Origin of the sequence: Caballeronia sp. Sq4a (assembly GCF_023170545.1) — a bacterium.
Lineage (GTDB): Bacteria > Pseudomonadota > Gammaproteobacteria > Burkholderiales > Burkholderiaceae > Caballeronia.
In genome coordinates this window covers 1157505-1178964 of the sequence record NZ_CP084250.1, presented here as the reverse complement: position 1 = coordinate 1178964, position 21460 = coordinate 1157505, and the positions used below count along the sequence as shown (strand labels likewise).

The following is a 21460-nucleotide window of genomic DNA, read 5'->3' as shown; positions in this document are numbered from 1 at the left end:
TCGCGCCGGGCTTTTTGTATCATCGTAGGAATCTGAATGGGGTGAGGCCGGCTCTTCGAAGACATGTGCGACATAGGTCGGGGCGACCGACGTTGACGGCGACGGCGATCAGATACCACAACTGTCGGCCGCCAGGCGGAACCAACTATAATTTGGCCCTCACGAACAATTCAGGGTGGTATCGCTTTGGAACGCTTGAACTTCGGAACGGAATCTAAATACATCGCCGTCGAAGCGGCGGTGCACCTGGCGCGATACGCGACCGTAAGACAGCTCTGTGTTGGCAAGCGCGTCCTCGACGCATCTTGCGGCGAGGGCTACGGGACGGCCCTGCTCGCTCGTTGGGGCGCGAAAAGTGCTGTTGGCGTCGACATATCCGCGGATGCGATCGAGGCTGCGCGAAAGACCTTCAGCGACTCCGGCGCGACTTATGTCTGCAGTTCTGGCGAAAACCTTCCCTCCGCTCTCGGGGATTCCAAGTTTGACTTGATCGTTTCTCTCGAGACGGTCGAGCACGTTGATGATCCTGCGCTGTTCCTGAGCAACCTGCGCAATCTGCTGGCAGAGAATGGAACGCTAGTAGTCTCTTGCCCGAACGACTTCTGGTACTACGACAAGGGCGGCAAGAATGAATATCACTTGCACAAGTGGACATTCACCGAATTCAAAGAATTCTCAGAGTCAGTCCTCGGTAAAGCATCTGCGTGGCATCTGGGAACGCTGGCTGTTGGCTTTTCTATTACGCGAGAAGGCGGCGCCGTGAAAGTCGCACCGGCAACAGGAAATCAGAAACTGATGCTTGATTATGTCGACAGCAACGCCCTGATAACAGCAATGGACGAAGATAGTGCTTTCGCCGAACACGACACAGCCTTCTATGTCGGTGTGTGGGGAGAATCTGCGCCTGAGGCCGTGTTCTCGGGCTTTCCAGTCTCTATGGATATGGCGCGGCAACCCCTTTTCCCACGCGAGGGTGCTTGGGTGGTAAACCGCCGCGGCACCGAATTCATTCCTGACTGGAAAGTCAAGGAAGATTACCAATCACTGAAGGACCGTATCTCCGCTCTGGAAGACGAACTAGCAATTTCTCAACGGGAGGCAACCAGACTCGGAATCCTCCGTCGGGTGATCCTGGGAGAAAACGAACTCGCGTCGCGCGCAATGAGCCGCTACAAACACGAGCTTCAAACGACTCGCGAAGAATTAAATGAGGCAAAGAGAAGCCATCTTGACACCCTGAACCGCGTGTCAGGACTAGAAGAGAGGACAGCAGCACTCGAGTCCCACGCGGCAGCGCTCGAGGCAGAAGCGGCAGCGTCGGCCGCTAGGCTTGCTTCCGTTCCGTGGCGAGTCGTCTGGGTCTGGTGGAAGATACGCCGCATCATTCCAACTAGGGTCTTAGTAAGGACCGTACGCGTTCTCAATTTCGTACGGGGGAAACATGCATAATCACGAAGCTCATCTGGGTTGGAACGTCGAGGCAAATCGATACGTGACCAGCCGGTACCACCAGTACCTTGACGAAGGCGCGTCACGCGAAGAAGGTGGCAACATCGGGATTAACGGCGAACATCTAACGATCACGTTTTTATCGTTGAATCGAAGCGGCCTGTCAAAGAAGCTTTGCCGCTCAATCGCTGAGCATATTCCCGCCTTCAAAGGCGAAGTGCTTATCATCGATAATGGATCTACCGAGGATGAGTTGGAGAGTCTTGAGCGCTACCTAGCGGGTATGCCATTCAAGTGGAGGATTGAGCGCCTTGGTCAGAACTATGGCGTGGCAGGAGGACGAAACAGAACGATGCCATTCGTCCAGACGCCGTGGGTGATGATGCTGGACAATGATATTTACCTGCTGAAAAATCCTCTTCCATCGATCCAACGCGACCTTTCCTTGCTAGGTTGTCACTTCATGGCGTTGACACTTCTCAACGACGATAAAGAGACAACGATGATCCGAGGAGGCAATATCTATCTTGGCCTCCACGAGAACGAATTAGTCATTGGATGCGGAAGCGCATACCTGCCTAGCTTCACCGCACCCGAAGGTCCCGGTTTTTTAGGTACTTTCATGCCCGGCGGTGCTGCTGTGTTTCGAAAAGATTCGTTTCTCGCACTGGGCGGATATGACGAGGGCATGTTTGTCGGCTTCGAGGACACCGAGTTCTCGTTGCGATTATTTCGGGCCGGCATGAAAGTCGGTGCAAGTGATGAGCGCGCTTTTGTACACGATCATCCGAAACCAACTAATGAAGACGACAAGGACTACGAACGAGCCCGCTTTGCCCGCAAGAGGCTGGAGGACTCAGCACAGTACTTTGAGCGGAAGCACGGGTTCAAGGTATGGAATTCCGGTGTTGACACTTGGCTTGAACAGCGCGAGCGTGACCTTGGCTTAGATATTACCCCGTCGAGAGATGCTTCCGCACCTGTCGCTCGGCCCTTGGAAAATAAACCACGAGTCGCGATCGTCACTGATACTTTGGGGTGGGCGCTCGGGAATATCGCCATCCAACTGCAACGCCACCTTGCCGATGAGTTCGTGATCGAACTGTTCACTACTTACGATGCGGTTCATCCTGCTTCAGTGCTTTATGCTACAAGAGGCTTCGATCTCGTTCATTTCTTGTGGCGTGAGCCCCTGCACACATTGACTGAGGCCTCGGCAGCAGCGTACGTGGACGACTGTTTTGGAGGGTGGAGCAATTTTGTCTCCGAGTGCGTAGACCCTCGGCCGATTACTGCTACTGTCTTCGACCATCTTTTCCTCGGTGACGAAGACATACAGCAGAGGGTTCGCATGTTTAACGAGGTGCTGAGCGGATATACAGTTTCTTCAAAGAAACTGTACGCCATCTACTCGGGAATCAATTCGTACCCTTCACCTTCCGGCACGACTCCGGATGGTGTGGATCTCCAGATGTTCCGACCTGCCAACCTTGAACGGCTCTCGACAGTTGGTAGGCGCGCGATCCGCATTGGATGGGCCGGCAATAGCGCGTTTGGGCACTGGACCGAAGGTGGGATTTCGAAGGACCACAAGGGGTTCCATAGCGTGCTCAAGCCCGCCATTGCAACGTTGCGTGACGATGGGCACGCGATTGAAGAGTTTTATGCGGATAAACAGATTCGGTCGATTCCTCATCACCGAATGACTGAATACTACAATTCGATCGACGTTCTGGTTTGCTGCTCGGAGTCAGAAGGGACGCCGAATCCTGTACTAGAAGCAATGGCGTGCGGCGTACCTGTCATTTCGACGAATGTCGGGATCGTGCCCGAGGCGTTCGGAGAGAAGCAACGGCGCTACATTCTTACGGAGCGGACTCCCGATGCGCTCGCTAGCAAGATCGGCGAACTTATCAGCAAGCCGAGCTTGCTTTCAGAACTAAGCACGGAGAACTTGCAATCGATCAAACGTTGGGATTGGAGCATCAAAGCTGATGAGTATCGACGCGTCTTTCGACGCCAGATTGATGCGTGCCAACGCGCGCTGCAAGTTGGCTAACCAGACGTTTGCGAAGTCGACCGGCTCAACCGTCAATGCGACTCCAGTGCGTTGCGCCAAATAGGCGGACGCCTTCGTACATCAGGTCCGCCTTCCACGCGGGCACGCCGGTCGCGATCGATGCTTCGCGGAGAACCGCGTCGGCGATGTCACGCGTGACCGGATGCGCCGTGTATAGGAAGTCGTGAACGACGCTCGCCATGTTCGCGACGCCACCGGCAATTTCGTAGACAACTGGGATGCGCGGCGTGCTCGCCAGATCGGTGACGAAGCCGGCGGGCACGGTGAACGTTTGGCCGGCCACATCCGACTGGTAGACAAGCGGCTGATTCAGACGCCAAGTCGCCGGCTCGTCTTTGATCAGGTCGGCGTCGAGCATGTCGTATGGCGCAAGAAACCCGCTCACGATGCGATGGCTCCGCTCGCGGCCGCCGCCGGCGCCGCTGTCTCCACCGGCTGGCTGGCCTTGTATGCGGCCACCGCATTCCTCAGCGAACCTTGAAACGCACCGATGAACGAATTGATCATCGCGACCTGCGTTTCGGTCAGGCCCGACAGTTTCGATACGACGCCCCGTGCCGCAGCAGCCGACGAGTTGATCACATTCTCGACCGACGTCAGGTTCATAACGACGTTGGCGCCGCACGCAAGCGCGACGTCAGCATTGAACGCGTCGACGGCCGTGTTGCCCGACAGAAGGATGGCGTACGGCGCGATCGCCGGCTGAAGGACGTTGCACGCGAGCGTGACGTCGGACTGGAGCTTCTGCGCGGCGGTCTGCGTGGCCTGCAACTGAGCCTGCGAGCAGCCGGTGAGGATTGCGACGAGCGCGACAAGACCTGCCGCTAGCAGCATGAGCTTCTTCATGGTGGATTCCTTCGAGGGGTGTGCCGCGCGCGCGGCGGAGACTTACGGCTGGATGATTTGCGACGACTGCGTGGATGCGGCAGCCCGAGACTTCAGGAAGTTGATTCCGCCATGCACTGCGTACGCGATCGCGCCGGCAACGAGCACGGAGACGCTTTCCGGAACGGGTACATGGAATGCCGTGCTGAGCGCCCAGCTCACCGCTGGCTCAAGAGTCGCGGCACTGATCGTAATGCCACCCGTGATAATGCTGGATGAGGGGTTCATCGCTTACTCCGTATCGGCCATCGGCCGGTGAGAAATCTTGTCGTGCCATCGCGTGGCGTCTGCAAGGACATCGACGTTGAAGCTCTTAAAATTGCCGAGGTGCCCCGCGAAGAGATGGCAGTTGACGCCGCCCTTGTTAGCCTCGCAGAGCGTCACAAGGTTGTTCGGATCTAGTTCGAGGTCCGGGTGCAGATGGAACGGACGGATGTGATGCACTTCCAGCTTCTCCGTGCCGCCGCATACCGCGCATGCGGGATTCAACGCGAGGTGATGTTTGCGCACAGTCGGCCAGTGCGACGAACGTTTCGCGGCGACCGGGTGCTTACCCTTCGCGGCATCGACAAGGTGTTTGATGATCGGCATGTCGTAAACGAAAAAAGCCACCCGAAGGTGGCTGATCAGTTGTGGTTCGAAGGTCGATCAAGACGGCATTACGCCGGTTTCCATCGCCTGGCATAGGCGCACGGCGCGTTGCTTAACCTGCCCGTACCACGCACTGTTCTTCATGCCGGCCGCAGCAACTGCATACGAGCCGCGTTGCATGGCCGCAAGCGTGTTCTTGAACGTCAGAAGCCCGGCGAGGCCCATGTTGAAACACATGTTGGCGAGCACGCGCTGGCGAACCTCGTCCATCTGTCGCCACCACGGGAGTGCTCTGTCGAGCTTACCCAACGTCGCCGAAATGTCGCGCTCGAGCAGCTGCGTCACCTGAGCGTCTGTCAGAGGGAACCTCCAGCCAGCAGGAAGCGGCGACACTTCCAGGTTGTGGCCGACGCCGGTTGTGTGCCGCGGCGGACTGGCCGTGTCGAGGTATGGCAAGTAGCGCACGCCCTCGTCGCGGCGCAATTCAGCTTCGAAAAGTGCGAGATTCATGTCACTCTCCCGGCCACTTGCCGTGCGCAATCGCCCACAGCACACCGGCGACTGTGAGAAACGGAGCCAAGAAGATGGCGGTGCTGCGAAGGAGGCGCGCGGTGCGCGCGAAGAACGTCGCGCTCTGCCCTGCCCGATTGAAGATGTCGACGAGCGCTTGAGTGTTCGTCTCAATGCGAAGCGACCGCGCGTCAGCCGACTTCGTCAGTTCGGTGTTCTCTTCGATCGACTTGTGGACCGCCTCGAACCGGCGGTCGATCTGGGCCTGAAAGTCTTCAAACCGCTGGTCAATCACGGCAAACCGCTCGTCGTGACTGAGGCGGCGCTCTGCGTGCGCGGGTGGATTCAAATTGGCCCCGAAAATAAAAAAGCCGCCCGGAGGCGGCTTGTTGCGTCGAACTCGCGACGGAATTACCAGGCGATTGCCTGCACTGCCGATACGCTAGTCGCGGCTGAGATCTGAGCCTTCAGCGTGGCACGCTTCTGAAAGGCCACCCAACCTTGCGCGAGCATCGCGCCGTACAAGCCTTGGAGGTCCGCAAGCGTGAAGGCGACAAGCGTGTTGTCTTCCGCCTTCCAGAAGAAGTTAGGGGGCACTTCGCCCGCGATCGTGTAGCCCTGCGTCGCCTTGGCGAGTATGTCTTGACTGTCGGCATCCGCCTGGAATGTCTGGCTGATGCCGGCCGCTGTCTTGAAAGTCACGCTGCTCTGGACCGCTGCCGCATAAGCCGCGTCGATCGCGAGTGATTGCGCGAGCTTTGCGCCAGGCAGAGTTGACGCCGGATTGACGAATGCTTGGTACCTCGCGTCCAGGACGTCGATTTCACCCTGGTTCGGATATGCATCCGCATCTTGCGGACACGAGAAAGCACCAATGATCTTCGATTCGCTCAAGTCGGAAAATTGAACGTAGATCGTCGTCATTTTCAGAACCGATAGGACGAAACGGAAATGGACATGTTGAGCGTGCCAGCAGACGCAGTTGCTGTGTAGTACATCGTCTGCGGGATGGCCAGGTCAAGCTCGTAGTTACCTACGATATACGTCGCGTTATTCTGCTGGACGGCATGCTGCCCAATACCAGTAGAAGACGCAGCAACGGAAAGAACGATCGTCGACGAAGTGTTGGACCCGGCCAGAAGTTCGCCGGAAACTGCGGTGGCGTTCTTTGGCACTGCGCCTCCGATTGACAGCGCGGTGAAAGATGGAAACGACGCGGTGCTAGCAGTTAGTACGCCGGTGTATGCGAACGAAACATGTCTGTCCCGTTGGAACGCCACTATGAACTGTCCGCTACTGTTGGTCGGCCACACCGAAACCAGTGCGCTCGCTGTATATCCTACCGGCAGGCTTGCGCCGCCGTAGACATTCGGCGCGGCCGCGCTAGTCGCGTTGGTCGCAAGCAGAGCGCTCCCACCCGTCGCCGGGTTGTAGATTGCATACAGCGCGACGTAACCGCTCACAGGAGCGGTCCCGGTATCCATTCCCCCGGCGCCAGTCGTCGCGAGGTTGATCGTCTTGTTGAACCCGGCGACGGTATATTTCAGTCCGCCTAGAGCAGAGCCGACGATGATCTCATCGGCGGTCAGCGTCGCTGTCGCGGAAGCCGTGGCGACATACATCGACAGGTTGCGTGCCGACCCGATGAGCGCCTCCGAATTTGCGCTTACTGCGGCCGCCAAGTTCGCCAAGAGCGTGGCCGTCGTGCCGTCATCAATCGCAGGCTGCCCAGTCGAATTGACGATGAACTGAGCGAGCACAGCCGCCATGATGGAACTCTGGCGCCAAGTCTTGTTGAGCTGTGCTGAGTTCGCAACGCCAGACTGATAGCCAGTTGCCAGCGCCGCCAGTGCAGCATATTGGGCCTGCGTCAGGACGTTGGCCCCATTCGCCGTTGCAAACGGCAGGAAGTCGTTTTCGATGGTCATTCAGAGCCCGAATGCAGAAAGCCGCCCGCAGGCGGCTCGTTTAGAAGCGAGAGGGTTCACGCTGCAACAGCCCAAGAGCCGGAGTCGAACCCTGCGATGTATTGATTCGAAACGTCGAAGCCGAACAGAGACGTGTTGTTGACCGAGGGAACCACGTACCTTGCCAGCACACCCTCCGGCCTGAGCTGCAAATAACCGCCGGAGAACAGCGCCCTGAGGACGGCACTCGGAATGGCTCCCGAGACGCCGACCATCATCGTCATGTCCTGGTTGTCTTGGATGAAAATGTAGCTTTCGGATCCAACGAACAGGTTCGCATACGCGGATGCCGCGCTGGGAATCGTCCCATCCCACGAGTTCGCCGCAATCTGCGCGCGGATCAGCGTGCGAAATGTAGCGTCGTCCAACGACACGAGGCCCGTTGACGGGTCAAAGGGCCCCTGCCATGAGCCTTGGTCGAAGCCGAGTCCGACTGTGTCGAGGCTGAAGTAGACGTTGAGCGGCGTTTTGATCTGCCGCGTAATGCCGACCCACAGCCCTACCGCATCCAGTTGCACGCCGATCGCCTCGTCCAGATCGAATGCAGGCGGGATCGACTGCGTGACGTTGATCTGATCGACGAAACACTGGGCGACCGCCGCAACCATCGCAGAAAACTTTGGCTTCGATGCGTGCTCGCTCGTGATGAGTGAGGTGTAATCGGTCGCTGCCGCCATCAAGTCACCGTGATGGTTACGCTAGACGATGTAGCTTGTCCAGCATGATTGAAGGCTAGCGGAACGTCTGGCGATCCAGCGCCGCTCGGTCCGCTCAGCGCCAGCGAGACGATGCGGAAGGTGTTCCCGCCAGATACCGACTTCGCCGCCGTCAATGCCGAATCCCACTCCACCATGCCGCTCGGAGCGCCGCCGATAGCAACCGAGTTGATGTACGCCGCTACGGCTGCCTGAACCGCCGCGCCGGTCGCCGATGTGTAGCCTGCTAGCGCCTTGAGCGTGATCGCACAGGTGATCGCGTCATACGTCGGCCGGTAGAAAGCGATGTTGTGCGCGATCCCGTAGGCGTCCTGCACCGAAACGCTGGTCGTACCGTACGTGCCGGTGCCCGGCGTTTTCTTCGACGCAATCGCATTGGCAATCGCTGCGGAGTCGCCACCCTCCACGACGATGTAGATCTTGTTGCCGGGTACGCCGTTCGCATCCGTCGTGCTCGTGTCGTTCTCGTAGGGCGTGACGCGCGTCACGCCGGGAACCGCCCACACCGCTCCGACCGTACCTTCCAGCACAGTGCGAGATGGGAGCGCCGTCGAGGTCGTCTGGCGCTGACGCAGCGCCGCGTCAGTCTCGACCGGCGAGCCCGCAGTCGCATTGTCAGCGGTCGTCGCCGATTGCCAGCCGAGCGTCGGCGTGGAAATCTTGAGGGCCGTGCCGCTCGCGAGCGAGATCGCCCCTTGTGTCTGGCACGTCGCTGTCACGGTCACCTGGCCGCCCGAAGGGATGACCACCGACGAAGGCAGCGCCCACTGGATCGAATTGCCGTCCGTGACAATGCCGTTCGTGATCGTCGTGCCGGCTTGGCCGACGACCGTCACATCCACTGTCGATGCCGACGACACGTTTCGGGCGATGCCATTGATCTTGACCACGCTGGACAGGTTCGCGCCCTGTGCCGTCGCCGGCGAGAACGCGTTATAGCAGGCGACCGCGCCATTGTTGCAGTCGTTGATGGCCGACGCGATGGCGGCAATCCACTGGCCGTCCTGGCTGTCAGGCGTCACGACCACGTCGGAGCCATAGATACTCTGGAATGTCGCGATCAGGCTCTGGTAGACGTCATTGAACGAGGGAATGGAAATCCCCGCGCTCGTGATCGTCGGCCCGAGCGTTGCAAGAGGGTAAGTCGTCGCCATCAGAGAGCCGTGGTAATGGTGGTTTGGCCGTACGTCGTGTCGATGGTCACAGCCACCGTGAAGGCGCGCGTCGTCGGGTTCACTACGCTCGCGTAATCGGCGATGCCGGTCACGCCCTGCGTCTCAAGAATCCGCTCCTGAATGGCAAGGTCGCGCGTCGACGCCGTGCCCGCGCCGAGGATCTCTGTCGCGTACGGCGTGCCTTCTGTGGTGTCGAGAAACCATTCGCCGGTCGAGAGCTTCAGCCGCGTGAGCACGAGTTGCGCGACCGCCTCGGGCGAGTCCACAAGGAAGTTCGCCGCGCCTTGGCCCCACGAGTAGTCGCCGTTTTCGTCGAGAGTTCGATAGCGCATGATCAGTTCGGCGGGTTCGTGTTGCTGCCGGCACCGTTTTCATGGTGCGTGTGAGTGCTGACGCTCTTGCCGGCCGCCGTGACGTCGTTGACGACGGTGATCGGACCTTGCAGCGTCGCCGGGTATTTCGTCGATCCAGTGCCCTGCGCCAGTTGGCCGTTCAGCGTGATAGTCGGCGCATCGACTTCGAAACCGCCCGGCGCGACGACCTTGACCGCCTTCGACGAGGGGTTCAGTTCGATGTATGCGCTGCCGTCATTGCTGCGCAGCTGGACTGCGCTGGTGCTCACACCGCTGATCTTCGTCGCCTGCGAGAACGGTCCGAGAATCGCGAAGCCGTCCGACAGGTCATGCATCCGCAGTTCGGCTTGCACCTGAACGCCGCCGGACTGCCACCATGCATCGATGCACCGCGACGAGAACACGATCAGTGCCTCGTCGCCGGTCGCTACCGGGAACGTCAGCGTGCAGCCGCCGCCGCGCGGGAAGCAGACCGGAACGTCGACGAGCAACGGAAGCGTCACCCACGAAGTGCTACCATCCTGCGCGCGCACCTGTGCCTGAATGGCGGGTTGCGCAGTGCAGGTCAATGCGTTAGCGTCGAAGCTCTGGATGATCGCCGGGAGTGCGGTCCAGATTCCTGCCTGATTGCCGCCGAGCGCGGCGCGCAGCGCGTCTTCGATGCTGGCTGAGCGTTCGGTTTGAAGCATGGGAACCTGAAAATGAAAATAACTACTCTGCTCTTTGTTATCCCGATGACTGCCGCTGCTGCGCAGACGGACATGCCCGAAATCACCATCGCGCCTGCGACAGTTTCAAAGCCGTCGCCTAGCGCGCCGACCGCGCGCGGCATCGATCTGGTTGATGGCGCGATCGTATGCAACTCCTACGACCTCGCAGAGTTCATGTACGGGCAGATCAATTCAGCGCGACACGCGCGCGCGTCGTTGCCTCCGGAATTGCGGAGACAAGCAGCTCTGGTCAATGGATACGATTACGGCGCGGAACCGCGTCTGGCCGACTACGGATGCGTCATGGTCCCGACTGGCACGAAGCTTTCTGTCGAAAAAGGAAACTTCGTTCCGGTCGTGTCGGGGAGGCTCGCGGACGGCCGCACGTTCACGGGCGTAACCCTGCCGCAGATGATTGCGCACTAGCCTGCTGCCTGCACAGAAGTGCCCGCCGGCGCCGACGTGTCGACCGCCAAACAGGTCAGATCGCAATACCACTCCTGCCCGCGCGTGTCGCCGATGAACTCAGACACGAGAACGCGGTAAAAGCCGGCGGCAGTCGTGACCGCGGCAGACGGCAAGCCCTGATACGACAGGCCTAACTGCTTGACCGTCAATGTGTTGATGTCCGCTTGTGCGATCTGCACAAGGCAGCCGATCCGCACGAGCGGGTTCAACAGGATCCGCGCGTGGACGCCGTCAGAAGTCGCCTCCGGGACGCCGATCAGACCTGTCGTCGACGACAGCACGACGGCCTCGCCGGGCCTGTAGCCTGTGACCGGCACAAGCACCGCCTGGCCGTTCTGGATGCTCCACCGAAAGCCGTTCTTTGCAGCCCAGTCGCGCGCATAGTCGCGCGTCATCCCGAAAAGCACTTTGCCGCGCGCTAACGCCTGCGCCGGGATGCCGCCGACCAGTCCGTTGACGTCAGTCGCGTACGGCAGCTTACCCGCGTCGGCGTTCTGCTTCGTGATCGAATCGAGGATCTGCTTCGGCGTGCTTCCTGCGGCCAGAGTCTGATTGACCATGCCGAAGTTATAGAACTCGTCGCCGTCCGCCGCCCAGATGTCGAGGAACGAATCGACGTTTCGCTCTTTCCCCCGCACGAACTGCTTAATCGTGCCTTGGAAGATGATGCCGAAGTTGCCCTTCTCGTACCCGGCTTGGAGCGTGATCGTCGTGAACTCGCCTTGGATCGCCTTGACGGTTGCGGGCGCGAGGTTGTAGATGCGCACGTAGAGCGTATTCGGCGCTTGCGTGTCAGCCTGCCGGACCTCGAACTTGAACCGCAGTTGCGACAGGTCGAGCCCGTTCGAGCCGGTCGAAACAATCAGCGTTGCCTTCCGGCCGAACTGGTTGCTCATGACGTGATGAAGTAAAGATGGCCCGTCGTGCCGAGGTTGTCGAACGTCGGTACAGCGTCGGGATCATGGTCGGTTTGAACGACCAGCTTTCCCGCGAAGCCCAAGTACGCGTACTGCCCGAGCAGGTCGACTCCTGTCACGAGCGGGATGCTGCCGACTAGCGGATTGTCCGTCGCATCGGCAATGCCGATCATCCACGCAGCCGCCGGCACGTTCCACCGGAGCGTCATCTTGAAGGTGACGCCGCCGAGCGCGATGCTGAACGTCTGCGGCTTAGCCGACAGCGGGATCTCGTATGCGGTCATGCCAATGCCGTCGCGTTGATGTTCGGAGCAGGTTCGAGGTTGAGCGTACCCGCGTCAGTTGGAGATGCGGTACTCGCGGGGTTCGACATGACGCTCGAATCAGGAACCGTCACCGTTTGTGTCTGTGCCATCAATATCTGACGCATCGCGATGCGAATCAGCATCCAGTTTGCGTTTTCCTTGTCCGTCGTGGTGGACAGGGACTTGATGAGCATGTTCTTGTACAGCCGCTTTCCGGTGTACACCGTGAAGAGCGTGCGCGCTTGATACGCCGCGAGGAGGTTGTCGTACGCCTTCTCCACTGGCGAAACGCCTCCGGTCAGCAGGTTGATGACGCCGCTTGCTAGCCCGAGGGCGCCAACAAGCGCGCGAGCGGCGCTGCTTTGCGCGGCTGCAAATCCCTCGACGGCACTTAGAAGCCTTAACAAAATGAGCGAAGGGGCTGTTAACTCTCGATGAATGCTGTTAACCTTTTCATTGTTTCGACGACGAAAAGGACATGGCCAAGCCGATACTCGACGACGAACTGTGGGCACTCATTGAACCGCTGCTGCCCCCGCCCAACCCACGACGAACCCGTTACCCAGGGCGCAGGCCGCTCCATAATCGTGCGGTGCTCACGGGCATCCTCTTCGTCTTACAGACGGGCCTGCGTTGGGACCTATTGCCTCGCGAGATGGGCTGCGGCAGTGGCATGAGTTGCTGGCGTCGTTTGCGTGACTGGCAGGCCGCCGGCGTCTGGGAGCAGTTGCACGAGGTGCTGCTTGCGCGATTGCGCGCAGCCGACCAAATCGACTGGTCTCGCGTCATCGTCGATTCCTCCTCAATCCGCGCTGTGGGCTCAGGTCAAAAACAGGACCGAATCCCACAGACCGCGCGCGACCCGGTTCAAAGCACCATCTCATCACCGAGGCCCAGGGTATCCCGCTTGCGGTGATACTGACCGGCGCCAACCGAAACGACGTCACTCAACTTCAATCGCTGGTCGAGGCTATTCCGCCCATCAGCGGCAAGCGTGGCAGACCGCTATCGAAGCCTCGGGTCGTTCAGGGCGACAGAGGCTACGACCACGACAAATACCGACGTCCACTGCATGCCGCCGGCATTGCAACCGAAATCGCTCGACGCGGTCAGCCTCATGGAAGCGGGCTGGGCAAAACACGCTGGGTCGTGGAGCGGACCATTTCGTGGCTTCACAACTTCCGCCGACTGCGCATCCGCTTCGAACGGCTCGCTTTCATACACGAGGCTTTCCTCAAAATCGCTTGCTGCATCATATGCTGGCGGCAGCTGCAAAAGTCATTCTGTTAACGCCTCTTAATGCGCTTGTCGAGTTCGGGCTGTTCGACCAGCCAGCCGTGATTATCAGGTCGGCCGGGCGAACGAACGCATGGTCGGCGATCACCGTTCCCTGCTCGACCGGATGCTCAGTCACCTCGAGCTCGTCCTGGTGGACTTCCTCAATGGTCGCGTGCGCAACGATCGAAGAGCCACCGTCCTGCGCGATAAGGCCGCGCTTCGGCTTCATAGTGAGAAGCTGAAGTCCGAGCTGCGCGCCCGATTCGATGAAGCCGAGAATGCTCACACGTATGCCCCTGTCATGTTGCGCACGAGGTCAGCGTTGACCCTCGCCTGCTCGCCAGCGACGGCGCGCGCGGTGCCGCCGGGATCGGGCGACCCGTGCACGTGCACGTCCGTCTTCTGGCTGACTGTGACTGACCTCGACGCGGCCGGCGCGGCGTTTGCACCCAGCTTGCCGTATGCCGAGCCGTTTTCATGCTGGAAAATCGAGCCCGCCACACCGCGAAGCTGGTCGACACTCAGTTGGGCGTCTGCCGACACTCCGATCTGCTTAGCGACCGCGGCGATATATGCCTGTGTGTCGTTCTCGTTCGCCGGAGCCCATCGCGAGATGATCTTGCGAATCGTGTCGAAGCCGCGGGACGCGTAGCTGCGCAGAAGCTTCACGGTCGCCTCAATGCCAGCGCTCATGTCCGCGAAGACCGCAAAGCCGCCGCTATCAGCGCCGACTGCGCCCGCGCTGCGCGCGAACTCGCCATACCGGATGTTTCCCGGATTATTGTTGCGGATGCCGCGCGGCGCAGAGCTTTGCGCTTGACCGGTCTTCGGCTGCACGGCGTTGCTGCCTTGCTGCTGAGTCTGCGGGGCGTCGGCATGACTGGCCGGTTGCTGCGGCGCCGTGCCGGCCCACTTCTGAAACGCGTAGCGCTGGCGGCGCACCCATGCGAGAAATGGGCTGTCGTCCGGACGTGCGTCCGGCGGAGTTTCGCCAGAAGGTGCAGGGCTCTGCTTTTCATCGCTACCACCGAACCAACTTGCCACCCTTGCGAAGCTGCCGACGATGTTGCCGATGACCTGCGCAACCTTCCCCGCTTTTTCGAGGAAGGTGTCGACATCCTTGCCGACCTTCTGCCAGTCGGTTTCCTGCACCCATTTAGCGACAGCTTCCAGAGCGGTCGCGATCTTGCGCGCCGTCTCGTCAGCGTGCCCCGACGCCCACTTCTCGAACTCGGACGAGATCGTCGCGAGAACAGGAGCTAGATGCTCCTGCAACAGCACCCAGAACAGGTGGATGTCGTTCGTGAGATCCCGGACCGAGTTGTCGAAGTCGACGCCGGCCTGCGCCGCGCGTTCCGGATCGATGTGGAATGCGCCGAGCTTCTCTTGATACTTGGCCTGCGCAGCCTGCAACTTCGGCAGGCCGTTCTCCAGCATCAGAAGCGTATCGGGGTCGATCCCGAACAGCCCCGCGTACTGCGCCGCGATGTACGGCTGCATCTGCTTCATCTTGCCGATGAAGCTCTCGAACTGTTCGAGCGGACCGTTGCCAGTGACGCCGAGCTGCGCGAGCAGTCCGTTCATGCCCGGATTGAGGCGAAGCGTGCGCGTGAAGCCTTCGAGCGACGCCTGAGCCTGTTCCGCCGTCAGCCCGATCTGGCCGGCGGCATACCGCAACGCCATGATGTTGCCGACAGTCTCGCCCGTGCGCTGCGACGCGTAGTACAGGCGCTCCATCTCTGCCGAGATGACCTTCACGCCTGCGACGACAGCCGCAGCGGTGGCTGCGACCACCGCGCCGAGCGCCATCACTTTCTTCGTGACGGACGCGAGTGAGAGCGTGAACTTGCGCAGGCTGGTCTCGTCGGTCTGGTAACCGATCTTGACCAGGAACTCCTTGATGACTTCCTCGTTCATCGCTTCGTCTCTTCCATGTAGGCGTGCACGCGCGCCTCGTTCTCGCGCTTGACCGAAAGCGCGTCGTTGAGCAGCGCGACGTCGCACAGATCAACCGTGCCGTCGATCAGGGACTCGTATTTGATGAGTCCCTCCATCACCGGCAGCAGCAGCCAGTCCTCGCCGTCAGGAAGGGAGACGAACTTGACGCCGCTCAGGCCGCCGCGGTCGAAGTCGACGGCCCGCCGGGAAAAAAACTGCCGAGGTTCTGCTGGACGACGGCGACCGTCAGTTGGAGCATTGCAGGCAGGTCGATGTCCTGAAAAACCAGACCGACGCCCTTCACCATGACGTTCTGCCAGCCGTCGCCCTGCTGCCGCGCGACGACCGACAGGCACGTGTCCAGCACGTAGTCGGTGTCCTCGTCGGACATCTTTGCGAGCGCATCGGCAATCGGGCTGACGAGTTCGGCGAAGCCTTGCGCCTTTCCGTTCAGCGCCCCGCCGAGGCCCGCGAGCAGCGGCGCGAGCCGCCGCGCAACGTGGAACTGCTTCTTCGCGTCGAGGCGGCCGATCCGGTAGGACTGGCCGTTGATGTCTACGATTCCGGTCATGGTCAGACGCCTGCCGCGAGTGCCGGGTCGATGATGCCGGCGTTGAATTCCCACTCGATCGTGCCCGCTTCCTTGGCGTAGTCGTTCTTCGGGAACTTGGTGAACGCGACAAGCTGGCACGTGTAGACGTCACCGCGGATCGTGTCCGTTGCCGTGAACGTGTTCTGTGCCCAGTTCGCCGAGCTCGTGCGCTGGAAGTTGTACATCGCCGACAAAAGCGCGTTCGTCGGCGAGGTCTTCTGCAGCCGGATGGTCAGTTTGCCGGCCTTGCTCGGGTTGAGACTGTGCATGGGCGTGCCATCGGCGCCGACCTTCATGTTGTCGGCTTCTTCGGTGAACTCCACCGAGAAGCCTTCCTCCGCGATGCCAGCGCCGGCACCGAGCGAGATTGCGCCGCCGGGACCGATCAGCGACGAATTGAAATTCAGAAACGAGTACGTTGCGCTCATCTATGCCCCTTACTGGTTGACGGTGAGAGCGATGTCGACGGAATGGATCGCGCCGGCGAGCTTCGCTGCAACTTGGAACGCGACCGACTTGCGCGCGCTGCGGTCCGCTTGACTCTGGTTCGCGATCGGAGGCGCGTAGACGTAGAAGCCCTTCGGCATGTAGTCGCCCTCGCTCAGCGTGCCGAAGCCGCCCGAATTCCACGTGCCCGGTGCGAGGAAGCCGTTGTTGACGTACTGCGCGCACACCTGCTCGATCTTCGTTGCGATCAGGTGATTGCCCGCGTCCGTCTGCGGGATCTTCGTCGTGCTCGTGTAGAGCAGGTTGAACACTGCGTTCTGCACGTCGATCGCGAAATTGTCCGCGCCAATCACTTCGTCGATGTAGTCGCCCGAGCAGCAGACGCCCTGCTCGATGATTGCCGTGTTGTTGTCGTACTCGACGAACACGTTGCAGTTGAACGCTTCGAGCGCGTTCGCTTGCGTGCTGTTCAGGTTCTCGGCGGTGATGCCGGGCTCCTGCTTGAACTTCAGCGTGATGACCGTGTTGTTGCCGGTGTAGTCGGTCGTCAGGATGCGCGCGAGCAGCGAGACCGCCGCGTACGCGTTGGAGCTCGAATACTGAACGGCCGTCTTCTTATAGCCGAGGCCCTTGAGCTGATACGCGATGTTCGTCGTATCGCTCGCGACGAGAGCGCCAGCCTCTTGCGTCGTGACGCCGTAGAAGTGCTTGGTCGATGCGCCTTCGATGTACGGTGCGATCGCGAGGTGGTCAGCGTCAGCAGCGGACGGCACGACGAGCCCATACCACTGCTGCCCGTAGTTCGCATCGAACAGCGTCACAGCCGAGATGGCCGATTCCGCGGCGACGCCCGCCGAGACGTATGCGCCGGAGAACGTCGAGGTGAAGCCCATCAGCGCGGAGATGTCCGTGCCCGATGCGGGAGCCGAAGCGAAGCTGACCGACGACGTCGCGCCGGTCGTCGCGCTCGCGATCTCGAAGCGGGCGAACTCGGCGTCCCACACGCAGGTGCCTGCGCCGCCGAGCGCCGTCGTGACAGCCGAGGCCACACCGTTCAGATTGGTGACGCCCGACAGGCTGATGCCCGACAGCGACTTGAGCGTGCCGTCGATGGTCACCTTCATGCCGCCGGATGACACCGCCGTGAAGTTCGCGAGTGCCTGTTGCGCCGCCGACAGCGTGCCGCCCAGCAATTGACCGGCGGCAGCCGTCTTCGCCCAGCGTCCGATCATGACCGTCGTGGGCTGCGGCGATTGCTCGAACCAGAGCGCGGCCGCGAGATACTCTTCCGCCGTCGTGCCGAAGTCGCTCGCCACATCGGCGAGGCTCCCGTACGAACGGAAGCGCGACACCAGGTCGATGACGTTGGACGTGCCGAGGATCAGCAGCGTCGAGGTGTTCTGAGCTTGCGCAGCCGCCTGCGTGAGCGTGATCGCGACATTGACCAGTCGGCTGATCGGCAGTTTGTTCGCCATGTGTGCGTCCTAAAAAGGAAAAGCCCGCACGCGGCGGGCCAAGGAATCCGATGTGAAAAGGCTTACTGCTCGACGACGAAGTCTGTCGTGTCGGGATCGCGGTTGATCGTGCCGTGCGCCGACAGCAGGTTGAGCACGCTGTATGTGCGCTCGACTTGGCGCCGCACTCGGAACTGCAGGTCGTACCGCCTCAGCCACTGCTGATTGAGCAGTTCGGGCGCCGCGGTCAAGCGGCCTACGTCGATCAGACCCATGCCGCTCAGTTCGAGCATGCCGTGGTTCTGCGCCACGAAAATGCCGTCGCGCGCCTGCGCCGCGTATTGCATCGCCGCCGGCCCGTAGAAACTGGCCGTCAGCGTGAGAATCTCGTTTCGGTAGAGCTTGTCGGTGCCAGCCGTATCCGGCACGTGGACGATCGTCGGCGCAAAGTCCTGATCGATGCCCGTCACGCCAACGGCGCACCAGTTCTGTGTCGGCTCCGGCATCTTCGGCACGGTCGGCTGCCAGCGCGGCCGCACCATGTTGCCGGGCAAGCCGGTCAGCCCGACGATGAGCTGCTGAAAGACGGCGTCGAGCGCGGCATCTTCGAGCGGCGGCGACGGCGCGGTCGGCTGGAGATAGCCGCCGGTGCTTGAATCGTTCGCCATGTCAGCCTCCCGAGAACGGCATCAGTTCGCACTGCGCCGCCACGAAGCCGCGACCGTACGTAGACCAGTCGCGCACGTTGACGACGGTGTACTGCCTGCCCTGCCACGTCACGATGTCGGCGTCGAATCCCGTCTTGCCGTCGATCAGTTGGAAGCGCGTGTGGATCGTGATCGAGCCTTCGATCATGGTGCCGTCCGGCCGGCGGCGCAGTTGGTCGCCGGAGTCGTTCGTCACGACGCCAGAGAACGGCGTCACGGTCGGCGCGTTGACCGCCATGCCGTCATCGCCTACCGTCTGCGCGCTCCGCGTGCAAGTCAGCGATGTGTCGACGAAATCGGGATCGGTCAGCAGGTCGGAGACGTCGAGAAGTGGCATGGTCAGGTCTTTTTGCGGACGACGTACGTGATCGAGTTGCGAAGCTGGCCGGTGTCGACCAGCGTATTGGTCCGAGTGACGCCGCGCGCGATACGCGCTGCGATCGTCGAGTCAGCCAGTTTCGGCTGGATGTTGCTGTTGATCTTCGCGCGCGCCGCATTCTGCCCGATGAGGCCAGCAGCGTTCAGTGTTTGCTCTGCCTGATCTTGGCCGTTCAGCGCCGCCTTGGCGCCCCTGCCGAGACGCTCGCCGATCTTGTCTTGCGCGTCGCGCACGCCGGGCACGAGGAACGGGCGCGCGGGGATATTTGCCGCCGGTGCGCCGTGCTCTTGGATATACCCGATCTGCGCGTTGCTGATTGGCTCGCCGTCTTTGCGCTCGGGCGCGCTGTCGGGAATGCCGACGAGCACATCCTTTGTGGCGAGGTCGCTCACAGCCTTGATCACCGATGCGACCTTGTCGCGCGTGATCTTGACCGTCATAGCTGCATGCCGCCCGCACCCATCAGCCGCGCGAGCCCCATGAACCGGACGCCGTATGACGTCATGTTCCAGAAGCCCGCATCAGCGACGGTGGTCGCGCCAGTGTCGTAACTGACGCTCACCTTGTCGATCGACTTCGACGACTGCGGCCCCGTTGATTGCCCCGGAACGCCGCCGCGATCCGCCGCCTGCTGGTCGCGCGCGGCAAGCACGAGGTGATGCGCCGTGACGAGCTCAAGCCCGATGTTAGTCAACTCGCCCCAGCGGTCCGCGTTCACGAGCGATGCCGCGACCGTCAGCCACAGCGTGACCATCGAGTCGGGATAGCGCGTCGTGTCGGCGAACTCGGGAAAGTCGGATCGGAATCGAGCAGCGTCCACAGCATCAGCCCTTGGTCTTGGCGGTCTTCATCTCGGGCTTCACGACTTGCGCGTGCGCCTGGACGTACCAGTGATTGGCGGTCGCGTCGTCCACTTCATGCTCGCCGGCCGGAAACTCGCGCTTCAGGCCGGTGGCATCGGTGAGAACGAACGGCTTCTCAACGATGATTTTCGCCATCGTTAAACACCGTCACGATAGCCGATGGTTTCGCCGTACACCACTTCGACCACACCGAGACGACCGAAGTAGGTCGTCAGTTGGCGGATGTCGCGGTATTCCAGCGGCGTGCGCTGCAGCGGCACGAGCGGGAAGCGCACGCGCTGCGGATCCTTCGTGTACGCGACCATGCGGTTCGCGCCACTGGTCCCGCGACCGGTCAGCCACTTCGACGGCAGGATCTCGAGCGGACGGCCATTGATGGCGTTCGACAGCGAGTTCTGCTTCAGGTATTCGAGCACACTGATGTTGCCGGCCGAACTGACCAGCGTCGACACGAGGCGCGAATAGTTCAGCGGGTCGACCAGCAGGCGCTCCGGGCAGATGGCGTATGCGGACGCCGCCCACACGCTGTTGAGCAGTTCGTTCACGTCAGCGAGGATCTGCGCCGGCGTTGCGGTGCCCCACGAACCCGTGACGGCGTTCGAAACGTTTGTCACCGAGCTGCTGTTCACGAGACCGGTCACGCCCAGCACGGAATCGCCGATGTAGACCTGCTCGTCGATGTCCATGTTGTGCTTCAGCTGCATGCCGGCGAACTTCTGCTGATCCACCGGACGGCCGAGCTTCTGCGCCGATTCCAGTTCGGGGATCGTCCAGCCGATCTGCATCGCCCAGAGGGTCAACGGGTTCGGCGTCTTGCCGATGTCCAGCGCGATACCAGCAATGGCCGATGCGTCTTTGCCGACCCACGACTTGCCGCTCGGCGATGCGCCGCCGGCCGCCGCGAAGGACGAGTTCGTGAACGACGACGTTTCGTCGGCGATCGACACATCCTCGCGGAGGTCGATGTCGCGCGTCCACGTGACCGACGCGAGCGGCATGTGCAGCGTCTGGTCAAGGCGTTCCAGTTCGCCGATGAGGAACGAGCCCGTGCTGTCGATGGTTTGCGAATCGAACGTCAGCAGGCTGTCTCGCGTGCGCGAGCGGATGATCGCCGGAGCGCCAGCGATCGCCATTGCCATCGCCAGCGGTTTGATGATTTTGCTCATGTGGTGATGGCCCCTTAGATGTTGAAGGCGATTTCGACGTTGCCGTTCGCGTCGCCCGCGTTCGTGAACGTCGCGCCGTTGATGGCGATCGTGTTGGTGGAGTCGGCAGCGGCTTCGATGCCGCCGATAACCTTCGAGCCCGACGCAGCAGCGACGCGGACGTAGACCTGACCGCCGAGCGCCGGCGTGCCTGCGTTGTTCTTCACGGTCATATAACCGCGGCGCAGCACGTTGGCGATGCCGGTCGTGGGCGGTGTCGAGGTGCCGAGCGGGTCTTGCGAGCCGCCGGTCGGATACGGACGCACGAGAGCGCCGTAGACGGCGGCTGCCGTGTCACCGGAGCCGATGGGCTGGAACGTGCCACTGACGATCTTGCCGAACAGGCCGAAGCCTGCGAACGGCGCGCTCGAGCTCAGCGGAATCGACTCGACGGTCGCGACCGATGCGCGGCTCAGGTCGCCGGGAATGCCCGAAGGCATGCGATACAGAATTGCGTTGCCCATGAGGCAT

The 21460-nt window shown here is 61.2% G+C and carries 32 protein-coding genes; 4 read left to right on the top strand and 28 right to left on the bottom strand.

The features are described from left to right. Positions 1–186: 186 nt before the first annotated feature. Positions 187–1449 (top strand): bifunctional 2-polyprenyl-6-hydroxyphenol methylase/3-demethylubiquinol 3-O-methyltransferase UbiG, encoded by a 1263-nt coding sequence (locus LDZ24_RS05595; RefSeq protein WP_248322056.1) that lies wholly within the window; start codon positions 187–189, stop codon positions 1447–1449. Continuing rightward, positions 1442–3508 carry a glycosyltransferase gene (locus tag LDZ24_RS05590; RefSeq protein ID WP_248322055.1) on the top strand — a complete coding sequence of 689 codons (2067 nt, stop codon included), beginning with the start codon at positions 1442–1444 and terminating at the stop codon, positions 3506–3508. Before LDZ24_RS05595 ends, LDZ24_RS05590 begins: the two co-directional genes overlap by 8 nt. Positions 3509–3533: 25 nt before the next feature. Here LDZ24_RS05590 and LDZ24_RS05585 read toward each other — a convergent pair whose 3' ends face one another. From LDZ24_RS05585 to LDZ24_RS05530, 12 genes are all read right to left on the bottom strand, one after another. Next, positions 3534–3887, bottom strand: coding sequence for a DUF1353 domain-containing protein (locus LDZ24_RS05585; protein WP_248322054.1), 354 nt, complete (start codon positions 3885–3887; stop codon positions 3534–3536). Between the two features lie 23 nt (positions 3888–3910). Continuing rightward, positions 3911–4375 (bottom strand): hypothetical protein, encoded by a 465-nt coding sequence (locus LDZ24_RS05580; protein WP_248322053.1) that lies wholly within the window; start codon positions 4373–4375, stop codon positions 3911–3913. Positions 4376–4417: 42 nt separating this feature from the next. After that, the gene (locus tag LDZ24_RS05575; RefSeq protein WP_248322052.1) at positions 4418–4642 is read right to left on the bottom strand and encodes a hypothetical protein; all 225 of its coding nucleotides are present in this window, start codon (positions 4640–4642) and stop codon (positions 4418–4420) included. Between the two features lie 3 nt (positions 4643–4645). Then, entirely contained in the window at positions 4646–5005 is a 360-nt protein-coding gene (locus LDZ24_RS05570) for an HNH endonuclease (RefSeq protein ID WP_248322051.1), read from the bottom strand. A gap of 57 nt (positions 5006–5062) precedes the next feature. Beyond that, complete coding sequence (locus LDZ24_RS05565; RefSeq protein WP_248322050.1) at positions 5063–5515, bottom strand: glycoside hydrolase family protein; 453 nt, start codon at positions 5513–5515, stop codon at positions 5063–5065. A 1-nt stretch (position 5516) separates the two neighbouring features. Beyond that, complete coding sequence (locus tag LDZ24_RS05560; protein WP_248322049.1) at positions 5517–5864, bottom strand: hypothetical protein; 348 nt, start codon at positions 5862–5864, stop codon at positions 5517–5519. Positions 5865–5926: 62 nt separating this feature from the next. Next, positions 5927–6439: a DUF4376 domain-containing protein gene (locus tag LDZ24_RS05555; RefSeq protein ID WP_248322048.1), complete on the bottom strand. Its 513-nt coding sequence runs from the start codon at positions 6437–6439 to the stop codon at positions 5927–5929. A 2-nt stretch (positions 6440–6441) separates the two neighbouring features. Further along, positions 6442–7443: a hypothetical protein gene (locus LDZ24_RS05550; RefSeq protein ID WP_248322047.1), complete on the bottom strand. Its 1002-nt coding sequence runs from the start codon at positions 7441–7443 to the stop codon at positions 6442–6444. A gap of 56 nt (positions 7444–7499) precedes the next feature. After that, complete coding sequence (locus LDZ24_RS05545; RefSeq protein ID WP_248322046.1) at positions 7500–8159, bottom strand: DUF2612 domain-containing protein; 660 nt, start codon at positions 8157–8159, stop codon at positions 7500–7502. Beyond that, positions 8159–9352: a baseplate J/gp47 family protein gene (locus LDZ24_RS05540; protein ID WP_248322045.1), complete on the bottom strand. Its 1194-nt coding sequence runs from the start codon at positions 9350–9352 to the stop codon at positions 8159–8161. The genes LDZ24_RS05545 and LDZ24_RS05540 overlap by 1 nt, the downstream gene beginning before the upstream one ends. After that, complete coding sequence (locus tag LDZ24_RS05535; RefSeq protein ID WP_248322044.1) at positions 9352–9705, bottom strand: hypothetical protein; 354 nt, start codon at positions 9703–9705, stop codon at positions 9352–9354. The genes LDZ24_RS05540 and LDZ24_RS05535 overlap by 1 nt, the downstream gene beginning before the upstream one ends. Positions 9706–9707: 2 nt before the next feature. Then, positions 9708–10415 carry a Gp138 family membrane-puncturing spike protein gene (locus LDZ24_RS05530; protein ID WP_248322043.1) on the bottom strand — a complete coding sequence of 236 codons (708 nt, stop codon included), beginning with the start codon at positions 10413–10415 and terminating at the stop codon, positions 9708–9710. A 72-nt stretch (positions 10416–10487) separates the two neighbouring features. Here LDZ24_RS05530 and LDZ24_RS05525 point away from each other — a divergent pair, with 72 nt between their 5' ends. Continuing rightward, the gene (locus tag LDZ24_RS05525; RefSeq protein WP_248322042.1) at positions 10488–10862 is read left to right on the top strand and encodes a hypothetical protein; all 375 of its coding nucleotides are present in this window, start codon (positions 10488–10490) and stop codon (positions 10860–10862) included. On the opposite strand, the gene LDZ24_RS05520 is transcribed toward LDZ24_RS05525, so the two are convergent. The 3 genes from LDZ24_RS05520 to LDZ24_RS05510 are packed head-to-tail and all read right to left on the bottom strand — an operon-like array spanning position 10859 to position 12641. Next, positions 10859–11800 carry a hypothetical protein gene (locus LDZ24_RS05520; protein ID WP_248322041.1) on the bottom strand — a complete coding sequence of 314 codons (942 nt, stop codon included), beginning with the start codon at positions 11798–11800 and terminating at the stop codon, positions 10859–10861. The genes LDZ24_RS05525 and LDZ24_RS05520 overlap by 4 nt on opposite strands. Continuing rightward, positions 11797–12105, bottom strand: a complete 309-nt coding sequence (locus tag LDZ24_RS05515) for a hypothetical protein (protein ID WP_248322040.1) — start codon at positions 12103–12105, stop codon at positions 11797–11799. The genes LDZ24_RS05520 and LDZ24_RS05515 overlap by 4 nt, the downstream gene beginning before the upstream one ends. Beyond that, positions 12102–12641: a phage baseplate protein gene (locus LDZ24_RS05510; RefSeq protein WP_248322039.1), complete on the bottom strand. Its 540-nt coding sequence runs from the start codon at positions 12639–12641 to the stop codon at positions 12102–12104. The genes LDZ24_RS05515 and LDZ24_RS05510 overlap by 4 nt, the downstream gene beginning before the upstream one ends. Here LDZ24_RS05510 and LDZ24_RS05505 point away from each other — a divergent pair. Then, positions 12605–13416, top strand: a protein-coding gene (locus LDZ24_RS05505; RefSeq protein WP_248320663.1) for an IS5 family transposase whose coding sequence is annotated in 2 segments (ribosomal slippage) — positions 12605–12953 and positions 12953–13416 — 813 coding nt in all. Because the reading frame shifts where the segments join, the coding sequence is not laid out codon by codon here. The two genes, LDZ24_RS05510 and LDZ24_RS05505, sit on opposite strands and share 37 nt — an antisense overlap. Here LDZ24_RS05505 and LDZ24_RS05500 read toward each other — a convergent pair. The 13 genes from LDZ24_RS05500 to LDZ24_RS05440 form a co-directional block, all read right to left on the bottom strand. Next, positions 13379–13690, bottom strand: a complete 312-nt coding sequence (locus tag LDZ24_RS05500) for a phage baseplate protein (protein ID WP_248322038.1) — start codon at positions 13688–13690, stop codon at positions 13379–13381. The genes LDZ24_RS05505 and LDZ24_RS05500 overlap by 38 nt on opposite strands. Beyond that, the gene (locus LDZ24_RS05495; protein WP_248322037.1) at positions 13687–15213 is read right to left on the bottom strand and encodes a hypothetical protein; all 1527 of its coding nucleotides are present in this window, start codon (positions 15211–15213) and stop codon (positions 13687–13689) included. The genes LDZ24_RS05500 and LDZ24_RS05495 overlap by 4 nt, the downstream gene beginning before the upstream one ends. A gap of 104 nt (positions 15214–15317) precedes the next feature. After that, positions 15318–15458 carry a hypothetical protein gene (locus LDZ24_RS05490; protein ID WP_248322036.1) on the bottom strand — a complete coding sequence of 47 codons (141 nt, stop codon included), beginning with the start codon at positions 15456–15458 and terminating at the stop codon, positions 15318–15320. 56 nt (positions 15459–15514) lie between these two features. Next, the gene (locus LDZ24_RS05485) at positions 15515–15913 is read right to left on the bottom strand and encodes a phage tail assembly chaperone (RefSeq protein ID WP_248322035.1); all 399 of its coding nucleotides are present in this window, start codon (positions 15911–15913) and stop codon (positions 15515–15517) included. 2 nt (positions 15914–15915) lie between these two features. Beyond that, positions 15916–16362: a phage protein gene (locus LDZ24_RS05480; protein ID WP_248322034.1), complete on the bottom strand. Its 447-nt coding sequence runs from the start codon at positions 16360–16362 to the stop codon at positions 15916–15918. A 9-nt stretch (positions 16363–16371) separates the two neighbouring features. Continuing rightward, positions 16372–17856, bottom strand: coding sequence for a DUF3383 domain-containing protein (locus LDZ24_RS05475; RefSeq protein ID WP_248322033.1), 1485 nt, complete (start codon positions 17854–17856; stop codon positions 16372–16374). Between the two features lie 62 nt (positions 17857–17918). After that, entirely contained in the window at positions 17919–18503 is a 585-nt protein-coding gene (locus tag LDZ24_RS05470) for a hypothetical protein (RefSeq protein WP_248322032.1), read from the bottom strand. 1 nt (position 18504) lies between these two features. Further along, positions 18505–18879 (bottom strand): hypothetical protein, encoded by a 375-nt coding sequence (locus LDZ24_RS05465; RefSeq protein WP_248322031.1) that lies wholly within the window; start codon positions 18877–18879, stop codon positions 18505–18507. 2 nt (positions 18880–18881) lie between these two features. Beyond that, positions 18882–19361 (bottom strand): hypothetical protein, encoded by a 480-nt coding sequence (locus tag LDZ24_RS05460; RefSeq protein ID WP_248322030.1) that lies wholly within the window; start codon positions 19359–19361, stop codon positions 18882–18884. Next, positions 19358–19741 carry a DUF4054 domain-containing protein gene (locus LDZ24_RS05455; protein ID WP_248322029.1) on the bottom strand — a complete coding sequence of 128 codons (384 nt, stop codon included), beginning with the start codon at positions 19739–19741 and terminating at the stop codon, positions 19358–19360. Before LDZ24_RS05455 ends, LDZ24_RS05460 begins: the two co-directional genes overlap by 4 nt. 4 nt (positions 19742–19745) lie before the next feature. Further along, complete coding sequence (locus LDZ24_RS05450; RefSeq protein WP_248322028.1) at positions 19746–19919, bottom strand: hypothetical protein; 174 nt, start codon at positions 19917–19919, stop codon at positions 19746–19748. A gap of 2 nt (positions 19920–19921) precedes the next feature. Further along, on the bottom strand, positions 19922–20950 hold the full coding sequence (locus tag LDZ24_RS05445; protein WP_248322027.1) for a DUF2184 domain-containing protein: 1029 nt from the start codon (positions 20948–20950) through the stop codon (positions 19922–19924). Positions 20951–20964: 14 nt separating this feature from the next. Continuing rightward, positions 20965–21453 carry a hypothetical protein gene (locus LDZ24_RS05440; RefSeq protein WP_248322026.1) on the bottom strand — a complete coding sequence of 163 codons (489 nt, stop codon included), beginning with the start codon at positions 21451–21453 and terminating at the stop codon, positions 20965–20967. Positions 21454–21460 lie beyond the last annotated feature (7 nt).